We start from the raw sequence: 15,583 nt of genomic DNA on the forward strand, positions 1-15,583 counted from the left end.
CCCCCATACGCGCTTTCGCGTGGCTCCTGCCTCTTATCGTGATCGCTTCTTTTGGCGCGCTTGTCCCGTTGGGAACTTGGCACATGGACGAGTATCTGACGCTCAGGGAGCTGGATTCCGGCGGTGTCAGCTTCCTGCTCACGCGCATCACCGAATGGAGCTACCGGCCGTTTTCGGAAGGCTTGGTGTTCCTTTACAGTCTCGCGGTGGCATCTTCGGGCAGCCAGTTGATCACCCACTTTCTCGGAGGATTATGGCTGATCCTCCTCTTGCTCCTTTGCCTGCCTGTGCTGCTGTTTCGTTCCGAAACGGGTTTGGGCAACAAGGGCGCGGCCCTGATGCTGGTTCTGACGGTGATGGTGCTGTTTCTCGGCAGCAGGGCAGTCGCGGAGGTCTTCTACTGGCCGCAGGGTTCCGCAGCCTATCTTCCAGCTCTGGCTTGTCTCGGCTTCGTAACCTTCAGCCTCGCTCTCAGCGGTCGATCCGGCTTCGGAGAAGTTCTGGCGCTCACTTTGATGCTCGCAGTTTTGGCTTTGTCGACCGAAGTCGGGGCCATGATTTCCGCGTGCTTCGTTGGCGCGTTTTTGGTTCTGGCTGTTCTTGACCGGTGGAAAACGAAAGAGCGCGGGGTTCTCGCATCATCGGATTTCCTCCTGATCATCGTGCTCCTCGCAGCACTTCCTGTCTTCTACTTCGTTTTAAATGGACGAATGTCCGGAAGCGGCGAAGTGTTCGGTAATCCCGAGATCGCCAAGAATATCGGCCGCAGTCTCTGGGAGGCTTTGAAGAAGTTTCCGACGGATGGTCTCGGTCTGCGCTATACGCCTGATCGACCTGTCTGGTTCTTCGCCACCCTCCTTGCCAAGGTCTTGCTGTTCGCCGGCGCACTCGGCCTTTTCCGGCAGCTGAATGTCTCCGGTGCCGCGCGGTCACAAAGACAGGTCGTAAGCCTGTTCGCATGGCTGGCTGCGCTGATGGCAGGGAGCTTGTTCTCTCTTGTCGCTGCCTTCTACCAGTTTGGCGTGGTGTGCTGTGAGCGCCATCAGACGACTCGAGACTGCCTTGCAGTTCTGGCGATCGTGGTTGTCGCTCGCATCGTGGCGATGATCTTGCCCGGCAACGGGGGACATCGAAGTCGTATCTCGCCTGTTGCTCTGCTTGCGGGCGCCACTCTTCTGGTTGCTTTCGCAAACGCACCTGCCTTGCTGCATGATTACAAAAGCTACAGCCGGGCCTGGAATGCGCGCAACGAGACCTGGATGGACGGCAGATCGGATGAAGCTTTCATGATCTTCAGGCAGCCGCCGATCTTGCGGATTGCCGGTGGTCAGAACTGGGAGGTCGGCCAGTACGAACGCCAGGAAGAGCCTACGCTCACGATCCGCGTCATCATGGATTATTTTGGCAAGACCCGGATGGACATGCGTCCGGTCGGCGAGCCTTCGCGCTGATCTCAGGAAGCCACCATCGGCTGTTTCGATGGGGCGGAGCAGGCGGCTCACCGCGTCATAGCGAACACTGTGAGTTGATCGTTTTTCATTAGAAACACGATTCGACTCAGCGTTTCGCTAGTGGTAGCACGTGACACCATGTCGGATGCCCGCCCCATCTCCATGCAGAACATCGCTGACGCCGTCGGCGTGTCGCGCGCGACCGTCGCCAATGCGTTGAGCGGGCGAGGGCGGGTGTCTGCGGATGTGGCAGAGCGCGTGCGGGCGGCCGCCAGGGCGATGAACTACGTTCCGTCGCATGCCGGACGCGCACTCCGAACGGGCCGCAGTACGCTTCTCGGGCTCGTGGTCCCCGACTTCTCCATGCCGCTTTTCCCCGACTTCGTGCGCGCCTTCGAGCGGGCAGCGCAGGCTCAAGGGATGGCGCTGCTGGTTGGCGATTCCATGAGCGATCCAGCCATGCAGACGAAGCGCGTTCAGGATTTCCTCGGGCGCGGCATCGAGGCGGCGATCGTCATTCCGCTGCGCGGCGAACCTTTCGATCCCGATGCGTTTCCGCTTCCCGTGGTGATTGTCGACAGCGACGCCAATCCGGCCAATGTCAGTTCCTCCGATCATCGGCAAGGCGGCCGGCTGGCTGCCCGGCATCTGGTGGAGCTCGGCCATCGCAAGGTGCAGATCCTGCGTTCGGCGGCACAATCTTACGTCTCGCAGGACCGTGTCGCCGGTATGCGCGAGGTGTTTGACGATGCCGGCACTCAGTATGACGAAGCCGGCCTGCGGCCGGATTTCGACAGCGGGCGCGACTTCGCGCTTCAATGGGAAATGAACGACACCACCGCTGTTTGCGCCGCCTATGATGCCATCGCGGTGGGCGTGATGTCCGGCCTGACAGAGCGCGGTGTCCGCGTGCCTGATGACCTGTCCGTGACCGGTTTCGACGATCTGATCTGGGGTCGGATCGTCAATCCGCCGCTGACCACGATCCATCAGGACCTTTCGTCCATTGCCGATCACGCGCTGGCTGTCGCCACAGGCCGTGCGGAAGGTTCCCTTCTTTCACCCATGACGCTCGTGACCCGTTCGTCCACCGCCGTTCCCCGCTTCTCTTCCTTCTTCCAGACAAGGAAAATTGCATGACCGCCCGCATCCTTCTGGCCTTCAGCGCCCTCAGCCTCGTGCTTGGTGCCAACACCGCCTCGGCGCAGGACAAGACGCTCACCATCTCCGTTTATGGCATTGCGCAGGACGCTTATAAGGCAGCGCTCTATGATCCGTTCGAGGCCAAGTGCGGCTGCAAGATCGTGGTGGAATCCGGCACGGCGTCGGAGCGTCTGGCGAAGCTCGAAGTCAATGCCGCAGCACCCACCGTCGATGTGATCGCCTTCTCCGACGCCAACGCGCTGGAAGCCGCAAATAAGGACCTGCTCGCGCCTATCGATACCGCGAAGGTGCCGAACCTCGGCGAGATCTACGACTTCGCCAAGGATCCGCTCGGAAACGGCATGGGCGTTGGCTACACCTTCTACGGCACGTCGATCGTGTATCGCTCCGACCTCGTGAAGATCGACAGCTGGCTCGACCTGTTCAAGCCGGAACTGGCCGGCCAGATCGCTCTGCCGAACATCACCGGCACGCAAGGGCCGATCACGCTGTTCATGTTGCAGAAGGCGATTGGCAAGGAGGATCCGACCTTCAGCGATGCCATCGACCTCGTTGCCGAGCATAAGGATGACGTCGTCACCTTCTACAACAGCGGTTCGCAGCTGATCCAGCTTCTGCAGCAGGAAGAGGTGGTCGCCTCCGTCACCGGCCGCTTCACCTGGCCGAGCCTCATGAAGCTTGGAATGCCGGTTGCCTGGGCAACGCCGAAGGAAGGCCAGACCGGCGGCATGAACGTGCTGTCGATCGTGAAGGGTGCCAAAGACCCGGAACTGGCGCAGCAGTTCATCGACTACTGGTTGTCGGCCGAAGTGCAGCAGAAGCTCGCCGATGGTCTCGTGGACAGCCCGGTCAACACAAAGGTCACGCTGCCGGACGACAAGGCCGAGATGCTGACCTATGGCGCGGACTCGGCTGAGAGCATCAACTTCCTGCCGCCCGCGCAGCAGCTCGAGAACCGCGATGCCTGGCTCCAGAACTGGAACAGCAAGGTCGCCAACTAACCACTCGTACTTGGCTTGAAGGGCGGCCGCTCGCCGGCCGTCCGGAGATCATCCCATGTTTGCAAATCGCCGCCTCGGCATTCTGCTGCTCGCGCCTGCGACCCTGTTCGTGCTGGTCGGGTTCATCATTCCCGTCCTGATCCTGCTCGCCGGTGCGTTCAGGAGCGGCGATACGTGGACGCTCACCAACTACATCGATTTCTTCGGACAGCCGCTCAACCGCGAAGTCTTCGTTCGAACCTTCCGGCTGGGACTGATCGTCACCGCGGTGTCGGCTGTCATCGGCTATGGCGTCGCCATGGCGGTGGTGGAGGCCGGGCCGAAGTCGAAGGGCCGGCTCGTCGCCATGCTGGTGCTGCCGCTGATGATTTCGCCGGTGGCGCGCACCTACGCCTGGCTGGTGATTCTGGGCCGCACCGGCTTCGTTAATGTGGCGCTGACCTCCATCGGTCTCACCGACGCGCCGTTGCGCATCCTGTTCACTGAAACCGCGGTGTTTATCGGCCTCATTCAGCTGTTCTTCCCCTTGATGGTACTGCCGTTGATCTCGTCGCTGGAAAACATGCCGCGCGATGTCGTGCCGGCCGCGCGCGTGCTGGGTGCCAGCTGGTTCTCCGTGTTCTTCAAGGTCATCCTGCCGCTTACCCGCGAAGGTTTGGTTGTGGGCGGCACGCTGGTGTTCGTCGGCTCGCTGACCGCTTACGTCACGCCGGCCATCCTGGGCGGCTCAAAGGTCCTGATGCTGGAAACGCTGTTGTACCAGCGCGTTTCTGTCGCCAACGACTTCGCTTCGGCAGCCGTGATCGCGGTGATCCTGATCGCCATGTCCATTCTCACCAACATGTTGCTGAAGCGGCTCGCTTCGGTTCGCCGGGGGCGCTGATGCGGATCGCGGGAAACCTGCTTCTCACACTGGTGCTGATCTTCCTGATCGGCCCCTTCGTCATCATCTGCATTGCCGGCCTGTCGGGCGGCGAAACCCTGGCCTTTCCGCCGGACGGGCTTTCGCTGCGCTGGGTGCAGCGCGTGTTCGAGGTGGAAAGCTTCCGCTCCGCCTTCTGGCTGTCGATCGCGCTGGCGATCGGCTCGACGCTGCTGGCGCTCATCCTCGGCATTCCGGCAGCTTACGCGCTCGACCGCTACAATCCGCCGATGGCAGAAACGATCCGCAACATCGTGACCGCACCGATCATCGTGCCGGGCATCATCGTCGGCCTCGCTCTGCTGCGCCATCTCGTTGTGCCGCTGGGTATTCCCATCACGCTCGCCCTCATCATCGGCCACACCGCGCTTCTGGTGCCTTATGCCGTGCGCGTAGTGTCGGCGAGCCTGGTGAACCTGCGCACCGATGTCGAGGAAGCGGCGGTCATGCTGGGTGCCAGCCGACTGCAAAGCTTCTTCAAGGTCGTGCTGCCCAATATCCGCTCCGGCATTTTGGCCGCCTTCATCATCGGCTTCATCACATCGTTCAATCAGGTGCCTATATCGCTGTTTTTGACCGGTCCGGGCGTCACCACATTGCCGATTGGCATGATGTTTTACATGGAATTCAACTACGACCCGTCTGTCGCGGCCTTGTCCGGCCTGCTGGCGATCATGTCGCTCGCCATCGTGATGCTGGCCGAGAAGCTGCTGGGACTTTCGCGCTATGTCTGACTTCCTCAAGCTCGACAAGCTCACGCTGAGCTATGGCGGACCGACGCCTGCCGTGGAAAATCTGGATTTTTCCATGGGCAAATCCGAACTCGTGGCGCTGCTCGGGCCTTCCGGCTGCGGCAAAACCACGACGATGCGCGCCGTTGCGGGTTTGATGAAGCCGGTCTCCGGCACGATCACGCTGGATGAGCGCGACATCACCCGCGTTTCCGCCAACAAGCGCGGCGTCGGCCTTGTTTTTCAGTCCTATGCGCTGTTCCCGCATCTGAGCGTGTTCGAGAACGTCGCCTTCGGTTTGCGGCTCGCCCGCGTGCCCGGCGCGGAGATCAAGCGCCGCGTCGATGCGGTGTTGGCGTCCGTCGGCCTGTCGCATCTCGCTGCCCGGCAGCCGCGCGAACTCTCCGGCGGCCAGCAGCAGCGCGTGGCGCTGGCACGCTCCATCGTCGTGGAGCCGAAGTTGCTCCTGCTGGACGAACCGTTGTCCAACCTCGACGCCCGTTTGCGCCTCGAAATGCGCTCAGAACTCGCCCGCCTTCAGGACGAGCTTGGCATCACCATGGTTTATGTCACGCATGACCAAGCCGAAGCCCTAGCGCTGGCCGACCGCATCATCGTGATGCGCGAAGGCCGCATCGAGCAGGCTGGCACGCCGGAAGACATCTATGAGCGTCCAGTTTCGATCTTCGTCGCCAACTTCATGGGTTTCGAGAACTGCTTTGAACTGACCGACGGCAAGCTGAAGGGCATTGCCGCCCCAAGCTTCGAGACGGGATCGGCAGCCGGCGTTGCCTGGCGGCCGCATGCTGTGGTGCTAGGGCAGGGGCCGCATACCGGAACCGTGATCGGAGCGAGCTATCTCGGTCCGGTGGTGGAGTACCTCCTGTCCACGCCGCTTGGCGACATCAAGGCCGAAGCGCCGGCATCGGCACCGCGCCACGCAATGGGGCAGGCAATCGCTTTCGACCTGCCGCAAGCCGGAGCGGTTCTTCTGGCTCGGCCGTAAGGCGATGGAAGACGCGAGCAACAGTCGCCTGGTTGCCGGATGCCCGGTCTGGATCGACACCGACATGGGCTTCGACGACCTGGCCGCGATCCTCATCGTGGCAGCGTCGCGACCGGTCGCCGGCCTGTCGCTGGTCGCCGGCAACGTTGCCCTGCACCAAGTGGAGCGCAACGCGCTGGCGGTTGCCTCGATGTTCAAGTGGGACTTCCCGATCCATGCCGGTGCTGCGGCTCCGCTGAAAGGCCACCTCGAAACCGCCCACTACGTCCTCGGCGCCGATGGCATGCCGGGAACGGGCCGCAAGCTGCCGGCTGTCGAGGGCCACGCGCAGCCCGACGCCCTCGGCGCGATGATCGGCTTCATCGAGAAAGGCGGGCGCGACATTCTCGCGATCGGCCCACTCACCGATCTGGCGCATCTTGCCGAAGCGCGACCCGACCTGCTCACGCTGCCCGATCTGCGCCTTGTCTGGATGGGCGGCTCGGCCGGTCCGGGTAATCACACAGCCGCTGCGGAATTCAATGCCGCCGTTGATCCGGAAGCGCTTGCAGTCCTCATTGCGGCTGGTGTCCAGATTGCGATGGTCGGCCTCGATTGCTGTCGGCAGGTCACGCTGACGCTCGATGATGTTGCGCCGCTGCGCGCACATCCATCTGAACGCGCGCAACTGTTGGCCGATCTGCTCGAAGGCTATGTCCGCATCGCCGACAACGGCCACCGCCCCATGGCGCTGTATGATCCGGTTGCTGCCGCTGCCGTGATCGAGCCGGATAGCGTGACCTTCACCCCCGCGCGCCTCGACATCGAACTCGACGGCACGTTGACGCGCGGCATGACCGTGATTGAATGGCGCGCCCGCAAGGCCGCACCCAACGCGCTGATCGCCACCACCGCCGATGCTCCTCGCATTCGCGCGATGATGCAGGCGGCCCTTTTGCGTGCCGCTGGAGACCAAGACCAATGACCAAGGCTGCCATCGAACCGCAGGACCTCAACGCCCCCGACCTGCGCGACCGCGCCGTCCACGCCGCCATCGGCCGCGCTCCTTTCGACATCCTGCTCGTGAACGGCAGGCTGGTGGATGTTGCGACCTCCGAGATCCGCGACGCCGATATCGGCCTTGTCGGACCGCTGATCGCCTCCGTTCATCCACGCGGTACGCGTTCGGAGGCGGCTGAAATCATCGACCTGAAAGGCGCTTTCATCGCGCCGGGCTTAATCGACATGCACATGCATATTGAAAGCTCGATGTGCACGCCACGCCGTTATGCCGAAGTCGTTGTGCCGCAGGGCACGACAACCGTGGTTTGGGATCCACACGAAGTCGGCAATGTAGCGGGGCTCGACGGCGTGCGCTGGGCGACCGAAGCCGCAAGCGATCTGCCTTTGCGTGTGCTCCCGCTCGCACCCTCCTGCGTGCCCTCCGCCCCCGGCATCGAAACCGCCGGCGCCGAGTTCAACGCGCCCGAAATGGCCGAGATGCTGTCCTGGCCGACGATCCACGGCGTCGCCGAAGTCATGGATATGCGCGGCGTGCTCGACCGTTCGCCCAAGATGCGCGGCATCGTGGATGCAGGCTTGGCTTCGAACAAGCTCGTTTGTGGCCACGCGCGCGGGTTGGAAGGCGCTGATCTGCAGGGTTTTGCCGCAGCCGGCATCGCCTCCGACCACGAGATCACCTCCGGCGAGGATCTGCTGGCGAAACTGCGCGCCGGCTTCACGGTCGAACTGCGCGGCTCACATGACTACGTGCTGCCCGGCGTTGTTGAAGCGCTAAAGACCCTGCCGCACATGCCGCAAACGCTGACGCTTTGCACCGACGACATCTTCCCCGACGATCTCGTGCGAGTCGGCGGCATGATCGACCACATCCGCCGCCTCGTTGGCTATGGCATGCCCGCCATCGATGCCCTGCGCGCCGCAACGCTCAACGGCGCCATGCGGCTCGGCCGCGAGGATCTCGGCCGCGTCGCGCCCGGCCGCTGCGCCGACATCATCGTGCTGGACGATCTCGAGCGTTTCGCCGTCAGCCGCGTCTTCGTGTCCGGCGTGGAAACCGCAAGGGAGGGCAAGCTCCTGGCGGGAACGCCGGGTGAAGTCACGGATGCCTTTACCGACACGATCAAGCTCCAGCCACTCCGTGCTGAGGACTTCACGCTGCGCGCACCGGAAGGTGCCGGCGACACTGTCGAGATCAACACGGTCTATCGCCCGCGTTTCACCGAATGGCAGCGCCTGACCGTACCGGTCGTAGATGGCGTGCTTGATCTGCCCGCCGAAAAGCTCGTGATGGCGGTGGTGCATCGGCATGGAAAGCGCAGCACTGTTCCGAGCCTCGGTGTTCTGGACGAGTGGGGGTCCTGGACCGGCGCCATCGCCACCACGATCGCTCATGACAGTCATAATCTCAACGTTTTCGGCCGCGATCCCGCCGATATGGCAGCAGCCGCCAACGCTCTGATCGCCTCTGGCGGCGGCATGGCGGTTGCGAAAGAGGGCAGGGTTATCGCCCTCCTGCCGCTCCCCGTCTGCGGTCTCCTGTCCGACGCGCCCGTCACCGAAACCGCCGATGCGCTCGTCAGGCTCCGCGACGCCGCCTCACAAGTTGCCGATTGGCTGCCGCCGGTTCGCACCTTCAAGGCCCTCGTCGGCGCCAGCCTCGCCTGTAATCCAGGCCCCCGCGTCACCGATATGGGCATCGGCGATGGCTCGACCGGCGAGTTGCGCAGCTTGTTCGACCTGCACGAGCCGGCACTTGCGCAAGGCCGATAGCTAACCTTTTTCGGTTCCGAATGTGGGGTGCCGCAGCCGTGATCGGTCCAGTGGATTGGCCGCCTTGCCGAATGCTTCATTTCGGCTGATTGACGTGACACGGACCGTCGGCAACTGGTCTGCAGTTTTTGTTTCCACGAGGACTTTCTATGAAGACGCTGATCGAGTCGCCCCGTTTCGAGCGCTTCATCACCATTCTCATCATCATCAACGCCATCACGCTCGGGCTTGAGACATCTCAGTGGGTGATGAGCCGTTTCGCCTCGCTCCTCCTCCTCGTTGATCGTGCGGTGCTGGCTGTCTTTGTGCTGGAGTTGGTGGCCAGAGTCTTCGTTTACCGAACCCGCTTCTTCAACGATCCATGGCGCATCTTCGATTTCTTCGTGGTGGCGATCGCGCTTGTTCCCACGACAAGCAACCTGTCTGTGTTGCGCGCACTGCGCATCCTGCGCGTGCTGAGAATCATCAGTGTGATCCCATCTCTGCGTCGCGTCGTCGGCGGGCTGGTCGCCGCCTTGCCTGGCATGGCTTCGATCGTGCTTCTGCTGTCGCTGGTCTTCTATGTCTCGTCGGTGATCGCCACAAACCTCTTCGGCAACACCTTTCCCGAATGGTTCGGAACGATCGGTGAGAGCGCCTACACGCTCTTCCAGGTCATGACGCTCGAAAGCTGGTCGATGGGCATCGTAAGGCCCGTGATGGAAGTCCATCCTTTGTCGTGGCTGTTCTTCATCCCCTTCATCGTCACGACGTCCTTTGCGGTGCTGAACCTGTTCATCGGTATCATCGTCTCCGCCATGCAGGAGGAGCATGAGTCCACAGCATCCGACGAGCGCTTGCAGATGAAGGATGAGCAGGACCTAATCCTGCAAGAGGTGCGGGCGCTCCGTGCGGAAGTTCGGGCTTTGAATCGCTGATGGACTGATCTTCTCGTCCGCATATGAGCGGCGAACGCGAGACCATCGGCTCCTTCTACGTTGAAGCGACGTGAGCCTTGAAACCTGATCCATCCTGGAGTGCAGTCCGCCTGTGATCATTAACGCCGGTCCATTACGCCCCGGTGCTGCGCGCCCTGATTGACCGGCACAATGGAGAGGTCTCAGCACCAGAATGACCCGCTGCTCGATCATCGGCTTCGACTCGGCTTGGACCGACAAGGCAAGCGCGCCGGGCGCGGTGTGCATCCTCCGCCAAGACGAGGCGGGTTCAACGTCATTCCGGGAGCCTGTGCTCGCATCCTTCGCCGAGGCGCTCGCCCTCATTCGCGCAGAGCAGGCAGAAAGCGATGTCTGCATCGTCGCATTGGATCAGCCCACGATCGTTCCCAACGAAACAGGCATGCGTCCAGTCGATCGTGTTGCGGCTTCAACAATTCTCTGGGCCGGCGGCGGCGTTCAACCAGCCAACCGCTCGAAAATCGGCATGTTCGACGACGCCGCGCCGATCTGGCGTTTCAAGCGGGAGTTGAACGCCTCGGATGATCCCGAGCAGGCTCGAAGCGCGTCGACGGGCACTCACCTGACCGAGGTTTTCCCGGCGTTGGCGCTGCTAGCGATACGGGAAAGTTTCCACGCTCGCCTTTGCGCGCCCAGATACAATCCAGCGCGACGCAAGACATTCAAGCTTTTAGACTGGCACAGTGTTCTTGACGCCGTCTCCAGCTTCGCCGCTGCGCAAGGTGTCGATGGCGTGGCGGACTGGTGCAGCGGACATCGCCAATCAGCACCGCGAAAAGCAGATCAGGATAAGATGGACGGCGTGATCTGCGCCTTGATCGGCCTGCACTGGCGTCGAGCCGAAAGAGCGTCGTCGATCATGATCGGTGATCTGACCAACGGCTACATGATCGCACCAGCCACTGCTGCAATGCGCGCGCGGATCGAAGATAGCGGCCGGCGTTACTCTGTGCCGATCGATGGTGCCCTGATGCTTTGAGAGACGCGGGAGCCAGATCCCACCGCCTGACCGAGCGCCACACCCCCCGCCACTCAGCGCATCCGAGAGAATTCGAACCACTGACCTCTGCTTTCGGAAATCACGTAGCTCCATGCGTCTTTGCCGTTGAAGCCCAAGCCACCTTCCGCTATGCACGACCTGCGCAACACGCGCCCGGCATGCACCCGTAGCTCAGCTGGATAGAGCGCTGCCCTCCGAAGGCAGAGGTCAGAGGTTCGAATCCTCTCGGGTGCGCCAACAAAAACAATCACTTAGTTAAGCTTGAGGCAGGGGCGACAGGTTCGCTACTCACCATCTACTCACAAAAGATGAGATGTTACCGCTGGTGCGCGGCAGTTCGATGCGACATGATCGCGACATGAAGCCAAGGGCCATCTGGAAGCCGTGACTTCCGGACAATCACGTTTCTCACATAAGCTGTGAATGATCTATCGAGCCTGATTGCAGTCGTGACTCAGATCCGGCAATGTCATAAATGCAGGGTGCGATACCTGCCCGAGAGGCCCTAACGGGGCCTTTTTTTATGCCGCTGTCAAAGGTGGATCCCGCATGCTTTCCAGCATCTGGGACTTGCTTCCCTGGGACACGGTGCTTGATCTCTTCCGCATTGCAATCGAGCTTTACAAGCTGTTCCGACCGCAACCTGCCACGAAAAAGGCGGGTAATGGCGGCGCGCGCAGAGCTCGCACGCGGAAGCGCAAGCATCGATCCAAGAAGCGCTAGTTCCGCAAACTCAACTGCAACTTCGTGGCACTGCTTGAGAGAGCGATGACTCACGCCCATATCCTGCCGCGGCTTCCCGCTCTGCCCGCTTCCTCGCCGCCTCGGCTGCCATCCTTCGAGCCGCTTCCATCTTCGTCAGATCTACCGGGCGCACATACCCGGCCGGCGGCTTCTTGATCGTGGTCCAGTGCTCGAACACGCGCCAGCGCACATGCGCAACGTGCTCATCTCCCACATAGAAGTCGCTCGTGTTCGCCTTTAGATGGTGCAGGCAGCGCGTTGGGCCCCAGACACGCCATATCTCCGCTTCCGGGGTGATGCGCGTCTTGTAGGCGCCCCAGCCCTTGCGTGATGATGGCTTTTTGCGATCTTGTTGGGAAAAGGGGCTGATCAGCTGATCGGCGTCGCGGAATGCCATCGCGGTCCATCCTGGTGATGTGCATGGATGGCTATATAGCTCGGCAAGGCTGTGCGCGAAATGAGGAACGGGGGAGAACATACTTGCACAAGATCGTCACAGGCGTTGGAACGCTGATCGCTGTGGTCGGCCTGATCATCATGGTCTATGGAGCATCGCAGCTGGTGGACAAGAACCCGGTCGGGACTCCTGCTGCGCTGATCGGAATGGGCGTGCTGCTATCCGGATCGATGCTCTACTGCTTCGGCGCGATCGTGGAGCACTTGATTGCGCTCAGGCGCATCTCGGAGAAGCAGCTTGCCATCTTCGAGCAGAGGGCGGCCGCGCGGCCTGTAGCAGCCAAGCGCGAGCCAACCTTCGGCTGACCCCAGCCTAGCTGTAGCGGCGCGCCCTATCGGCCTGCATGGCAGGGAAAGTCCGTTGCGCCTGTTTCTGGCCCTGTGCAACGGCGCTGCCGGCGCGCTCGTCGGCAACTTGGGTGATAAGCGGGATGAGATTGCCCGATCGATCAACGTCTGCAGCGACCTCGACCTTGACCCTCTGTTGCTCGCCCTGGCGTCCAATGTTGGACAGGTTCGGTATCGTCAGAGACACCGGCACCTTTCCGCCGTTTGGCAACGGGATGACAGCTTCGTTGCCATGAACAAGACCGCGGACCTGGCCGGTGCGTCCACCCGTGTTGGCCGTCCCCGAGGCGAAGCCAGGAAGCCCCAGCGTCTTTGCAAAGCCGTTCGGCGTTGGCTTGAAACCGCCGCCAAGGCCGCCAAGCAGGCTGGAGAAGATCGAGCCGAACAATCCGCCGCTCTGGCCCGATTTGCTGGAGAACAGCGCTTCAAGGCCAGAGTTGAGGAAAGCGTCACCAATCCGGCCGATTGCATTGCTCAGGGCTTCCGCCCCTTTGACACCACCGCGCAAGTCCTGGATGAAGCCGCCGAGGGTGTCCTTGGCCACGCTATTGAATTCCTGAACCCGATCGCGCGCATCCTCGTGCTGCTGTTGCAACTTTTCCGCCTCAACAGTCGCCTTGGCGTAAGTGTCGGCAAGGGTGTCGATCTCCTTGCTCAGTTCGGGCGTGATGGCCTTTCCGGCCTTCTGAGCCGCTGTCAGGAGGTCTTGCCTGGCGCGCGCCTTTTCCAGCGCATACCCATAATCATCAACCAGCGGGTTCAGCCCAGCCATGGCGGCGGTTTCCGCAAGCGTGGCCGCTGTTCTTTCCTTGATCTGCTCGATCTCGCGAGCGTAATCGTCTGTCCTGGTAGATCCGCCGCCTTTGCGACCTCGACCGCCGCCCTTGCCCGAGCCGCCGGTTGAGGGGACTGCATAATCGGCCAGCGTGATCGGCTGCACCTTCGGCTTTGCCGGCTTGACGTCGATCGTCAGCGGCTGGCTGGCTTCCTTGCCGCCGTAGGTGCGCGCCACGTAATCTTGCAGTTCCTTCGGAACGTCAGGTGCAGATCCGCTCATGCGGCGTTCCACAGCAGTCACGGAGTAGAGGCCTAGGCTGTTCGCAACGCTGTTGTTCGTCAGCATCTCGCCGACCTTGTCCAGCTTGAGACCCTTACCGACCGCGTTCGCAAAATTGTAGATGGCACGCTCGCCGTTCGCCAGTGCCTCGATGACCGTGTCGATCTGGCTGACGATCTGACCCATGTCGAGTGCCTGGATATAGCCTGCGAGCGCGTCGATGCTCTTTCCGAAGGTGTCGCTTGTGCCGGCCACCTTGTTGAACCGGCCGGCCGCATCTTCCAGCACGTTCTGCAGGCGCACCAGCCGCGAGGAAAGCGTTTGCTCGGCACCGGCAACCTTCTCCTGCATGGTCACGGCGCCTGCGTTCACGCCGTCGAAATAGGCCTTGGATGAAAGCTTGCCGTCGAGCATCAGCCGCCGGAGCTTGGCAACCGATCCGCCGGCTTCCTGAATGCCTGCGGCCGCCGCCTGCATGACCGTGGGAATGGCCTCGTTGATCGAACTGAACTCTTCCGCGCGCACCACGCCGGAACCCAGCGCCTGGCTAAGCTGGAGCAATGCGCCGGAGGCGGAAGCCGCATCAGTGCCGGCAACGCGCAGCGACAATGCGATGTTGTCGGTGAACCCGACGATCTGCTCTGAGGTGACGCCGAGCTCGCCCTGGACCTGCGAGACACGGCTGTAGAGGGTCACGAGGCTTTCGAGCGGGGCCGCGTTCTTCTGTGCCGAGGCATATAGCTGATCATAGACCTTGGCGAGCCCTTCGCCTTCCAGCCCCGCGACCTTCAAAGCGTTCTGAATCCGCGTGGCAGTGTCGATCAGCGACTTTGCGCCCTGGAGGGACGCCGCACCCAGGAGTGGAGCCGCAAGGCCACGTGCTGCGCCGGCAAGGCTCTGATTGAGCCGGGATGACAACTGCGCCGCGCGCCTCTCGATCGATCCGAAGCTTGATGTCGCGCTGCGGTTCGCCTTGGCAAGATTGCGCTCGAAGTCACGGATGCGCGCCTCAAGGCGCACGGCAAGCACTGTGTCGTCACTAGCCATTGCTGGAGTCCTTTACGGCCTTCGATACGGCTCTTTTCAGCCGTCCACGAACGCGCTTTTTGATGAGACGATAGGCGGGATAGAAGAATGGATGCGCCGGTTGCTTGACCGTCCCGAACTCTTGCCCGACGGCGTAATCGAACGGCCCGCCTGCGCTGGGTCGCGTGGTAGCCGGGCCACCAGCCCTGACAACCCGCTCAAGCTCATGGTCGCCGGCTTCCTTGCGGATGCTCTGGTAAAGCGCACCATCGTCGCGAGGCGCCAAGCGCTGCGCCATTGAGACCATTTCGTCGGCAGAGGCATCCAAGGCGGGTTGCACCGCGTCCTTCATTGCCTTGGGGAGGCGATTCAGCCGCCGCTGAAATGCCTTGATGCCGCTTGCCATGTCAGCCAGCCGTTTGCTGGCGCTGCTGATACTCAGGCGACCCGAAGAAGAGGGCGGCAAGGATCTGCATTGCGAGGGCGCAGTTTTCATCAGCTGGCCGCTGATCAACGTACAACTTAACCTTTTTTTCTGCCTCGACAGGCGTCAGCCCCCCACCAATCAGGGCCCAGCGAATGACACCGCGCAGATCCTTCTGCCGCCATTCGCCGTTCTTGATCTCGTTGAGGATCTTAAACACGCCTTTGTCCAACTCGGTCTCAGCGCTGGAAGCTTCGTGGAAGCCTAGCTTGAATGGATAGCGGCCATCGCCGAAGTCGAGGTCAACCAAGGCGTAGTGCGGGATTGCAGCGGGTTCTTCCTGTTTCATTGCCATGTCTCCTTCATGAGAGGTCATCGAGTTTTTCGGTCGTTGCAGTGATTTCCGGCAGAAAATTCTGCAAAGCAGGAAAAAAATGCGCGGATGCGGGGGACGCGGGTCTGGGGAGGCAGCACCTCTGGAGGTTTGGACACGCCCCCCTCTCGTCGCTTGCGCCCGTTGCAAGG

Annotated in this window: 15 protein-coding genes and 1 tRNA gene; 12 read left to right on the forward strand and 4 right to left on the reverse strand. The window is 61.9% G+C overall.

Annotation, left to right across the window (positions count from 1 at the left end; all coding sequences use genetic code 11):
* Positions 1-83 precede the first annotated feature (83 nt).
* The 11 genes from JYU29_RS05910 (at position 84) to JYU29_RS05960 (ending at position 11,240) form a co-directional block, all read left to right on the forward strand.
* Positions 84-1,451 (forward strand): hypothetical protein, encoded by a 1,368-nt coding sequence (locus tag JYU29_RS05910; protein WP_213983772.1) that lies wholly within the window; start codon positions 84-86, stop codon positions 1,449-1,451.
* 138 nt (positions 1,452-1,589) lie between these two features.
* A complete protein-coding gene (locus JYU29_RS05915; protein WP_213983773.1) occupies positions 1,590-2,591 on the forward strand; it encodes a LacI family DNA-binding transcriptional regulator in 1,002 nt (333 codons plus the stop codon).
* A complete protein-coding gene (locus tag JYU29_RS05920) occupies positions 2,588-3,616 on the forward strand; it encodes an ABC transporter substrate-binding protein (protein WP_213983774.1) in 1,029 nt (342 codons plus the stop codon). Before JYU29_RS05915 ends, JYU29_RS05920 begins: the two co-directional genes overlap by 4 nt.
* A gap of 55 nt (positions 3,617-3,671) precedes the next feature.
* Positions 3,672-4,499 (forward strand): ABC transporter permease, encoded by an 828-nt coding sequence (locus tag JYU29_RS05925; RefSeq protein ID WP_213983775.1) that lies wholly within the window; start codon positions 3,672-3,674, stop codon positions 4,497-4,499.
* Positions 4,499-5,272 carry an ABC transporter permease gene (locus JYU29_RS05930; RefSeq protein ID WP_213983776.1) on the forward strand — a complete coding sequence of 258 codons (774 nt, stop codon included), beginning with the start codon at positions 4,499-4,501 and terminating at the stop codon, positions 5,270-5,272. Before JYU29_RS05925 ends, JYU29_RS05930 begins: the two co-directional genes overlap by 1 nt.
* Complete coding sequence (locus JYU29_RS05935) at positions 5,265-6,275, forward strand: ABC transporter ATP-binding protein (RefSeq protein WP_213983777.1); 1,011 nt, start codon at positions 5,265-5,267, stop codon at positions 6,273-6,275. The genes JYU29_RS05930 and JYU29_RS05935 overlap by 8 nt, the downstream gene beginning before the upstream one ends.
* A gap of 4 nt (positions 6,276-6,279) precedes the next feature.
* Complete coding sequence (locus JYU29_RS05940) at positions 6,280-7,239, forward strand: nucleoside hydrolase (RefSeq protein ID WP_213983778.1); 960 nt, start codon at positions 6,280-6,282, stop codon at positions 7,237-7,239.
* Complete coding sequence (locus tag JYU29_RS05945; RefSeq protein ID WP_213983779.1) at positions 7,236-9,047, forward strand: adenine deaminase; 1,812 nt, start codon at positions 7,236-7,238, stop codon at positions 9,045-9,047. Before JYU29_RS05940 ends, JYU29_RS05945 begins: the two co-directional genes overlap by 4 nt.
* 149 nt (positions 9,048-9,196) lie before the next feature.
* Complete coding sequence (locus JYU29_RS05950; protein WP_213983780.1) at positions 9,197-9,964, forward strand: ion transporter; 768 nt, start codon at positions 9,197-9,199, stop codon at positions 9,962-9,964.
* Positions 9,965-10,157: 193 nt separating this feature from the next.
* Positions 10,158-10,982 carry a DUF429 domain-containing protein gene (locus tag JYU29_RS05955; protein WP_213983781.1) on the forward strand — a complete coding sequence of 275 codons (825 nt, stop codon included), beginning with the start codon at positions 10,158-10,160 and terminating at the stop codon, positions 10,980-10,982.
* 181 nt (positions 10,983-11,163) lie between these two features.
* Positions 11,164-11,240 (forward strand) — tRNA-Arg (locus tag JYU29_RS05960).
* Positions 11,241-11,736: 496 nt separating this feature from the next.
* On the opposite strand, the gene JYU29_RS05965 is transcribed toward JYU29_RS05960, so the two are convergent.
* Positions 11,737-12,144: a hypothetical protein gene (locus JYU29_RS05965; protein WP_213983782.1), complete on the reverse strand. Its 408-nt coding sequence runs from the start codon at positions 12,142-12,144 to the stop codon at positions 11,737-11,739.
* A gap of 83 nt (positions 12,145-12,227) precedes the next feature.
* Here JYU29_RS05965 and JYU29_RS05970 point away from each other — a divergent pair, with 83 nt between their 5' ends.
* On the forward strand, positions 12,228-12,509 hold the full coding sequence (locus JYU29_RS05970; protein ID WP_213983783.1) for a hypothetical protein: 282 nt from the start codon (positions 12,228-12,230) through the stop codon (positions 12,507-12,509).
* A 7-nt stretch (positions 12,510-12,516) separates the two neighbouring features.
* Here JYU29_RS05970 and JYU29_RS05975 read toward each other — a convergent pair whose 3' ends face one another.
* The 3 genes from JYU29_RS05975 to JYU29_RS05985 are packed head-to-tail and all read right to left on the reverse strand — an operon-like array spanning position 12,517 to position 15,407.
* Positions 12,517-14,655 carry a tape measure protein gene (locus tag JYU29_RS05975; RefSeq protein WP_213983784.1) on the reverse strand — a complete coding sequence of 713 codons (2,139 nt, stop codon included), beginning with the start codon at positions 14,653-14,655 and terminating at the stop codon, positions 12,517-12,519.
* Positions 14,648-15,040 carry an HK97-gp10 family putative phage morphogenesis protein gene (locus JYU29_RS05980; protein ID WP_213983785.1) on the reverse strand — a complete coding sequence of 131 codons (393 nt, stop codon included), beginning with the start codon at positions 15,038-15,040 and terminating at the stop codon, positions 14,648-14,650. The genes JYU29_RS05975 and JYU29_RS05980 overlap by 8 nt, the downstream gene beginning before the upstream one ends.
* A gap of 1 nt (position 15,041) precedes the next feature.
* Positions 15,042-15,407 carry a gene transfer agent family protein gene (locus JYU29_RS05985; protein WP_213983786.1) on the reverse strand — a complete coding sequence of 122 codons (366 nt, stop codon included), beginning with the start codon at positions 15,405-15,407 and terminating at the stop codon, positions 15,042-15,044.
* Between the last annotated feature and the right edge of the window lie 176 nt (positions 15,408-15,583).

It is taken from the genome of Tianweitania aestuarii (assembly GCF_018457165.1).
Taxonomy (GTDB): Bacteria; Pseudomonadota; Alphaproteobacteria; order Rhizobiales; family Rhizobiaceae; genus Tianweitania; species Tianweitania aestuarii.

Coding starts and splice junctions, on each gene's coding strand:
- JYU29_RS05910 (WP_213983772.1), top strand. CDS start 84: ATGGACGAGTATCTGACGCTCAGGGAGCTGGATTCCGGCGGTGTCAGC.
- JYU29_RS05915 (WP_213983773.1), top strand. CDS start 1,590: ATGTCGGATGCCCGCCCCATCTCCATGCAGAACATCGCTGACGCCGTC.
- JYU29_RS05920 (WP_213983774.1), top strand. CDS start 2,588: ATGACCGCCCGCATCCTTCTGGCCTTCAGCGCCCTCAGCCTCGTGCTT.
- JYU29_RS05925 (WP_213983775.1), top strand. CDS start 3,672: ATGTTTGCAAATCGCCGCCTCGGCATTCTGCTGCTCGCGCCTGCGACC.
- JYU29_RS05930 (WP_213983776.1), top strand. CDS start 4,499: ATGCGGATCGCGGGAAACCTGCTTCTCACACTGGTGCTGATCTTCCTG.
- JYU29_RS05935 (WP_213983777.1), top strand. CDS start 5,265: ATGTCTGACTTCCTCAAGCTCGACAAGCTCACGCTGAGCTATGGCGGA.
- JYU29_RS05940 (WP_213983778.1), top strand. CDS start 6,280: ATGGAAGACGCGAGCAACAGTCGCCTGGTTGCCGGATGCCCGGTCTGG.
- JYU29_RS05945 (WP_213983779.1), top strand. CDS start 7,236: ATGACCAAGGCTGCCATCGAACCGCAGGACCTCAACGCCCCCGACCTG.
- JYU29_RS05950 (WP_213983780.1), top strand. CDS start 9,197: ATGAAGACGCTGATCGAGTCGCCCCGTTTCGAGCGCTTCATCACCATT.
- JYU29_RS05955 (WP_213983781.1), top strand. CDS start 10,158: ATGACCCGCTGCTCGATCATCGGCTTCGACTCGGCTTGGACCGACAAG.
- JYU29_RS05965 (WP_213983782.1), bottom strand. CDS start 12,144: ATGGCATTCCGCGACGCCGATCAGCTGATCAGCCCCTTTTCCCAACAA.
- JYU29_RS05975 (WP_213983784.1), bottom strand. CDS start 14,655: ATGGCTAGTGACGACACAGTGCTTGCCGTGCGCCTTGAGGCGCGCATC.
- JYU29_RS05980 (WP_213983785.1), bottom strand. CDS start 15,040: ATGGCAAGCGGCATCAAGGCATTTCAGCGGCGGCTGAATCGCCTCCCC.
- JYU29_RS05985 (WP_213983786.1), bottom strand. CDS start 15,407: ATGAAACAGGAAGAACCCGCTGCAATCCCGCACTACGCCTTGGTTGAC.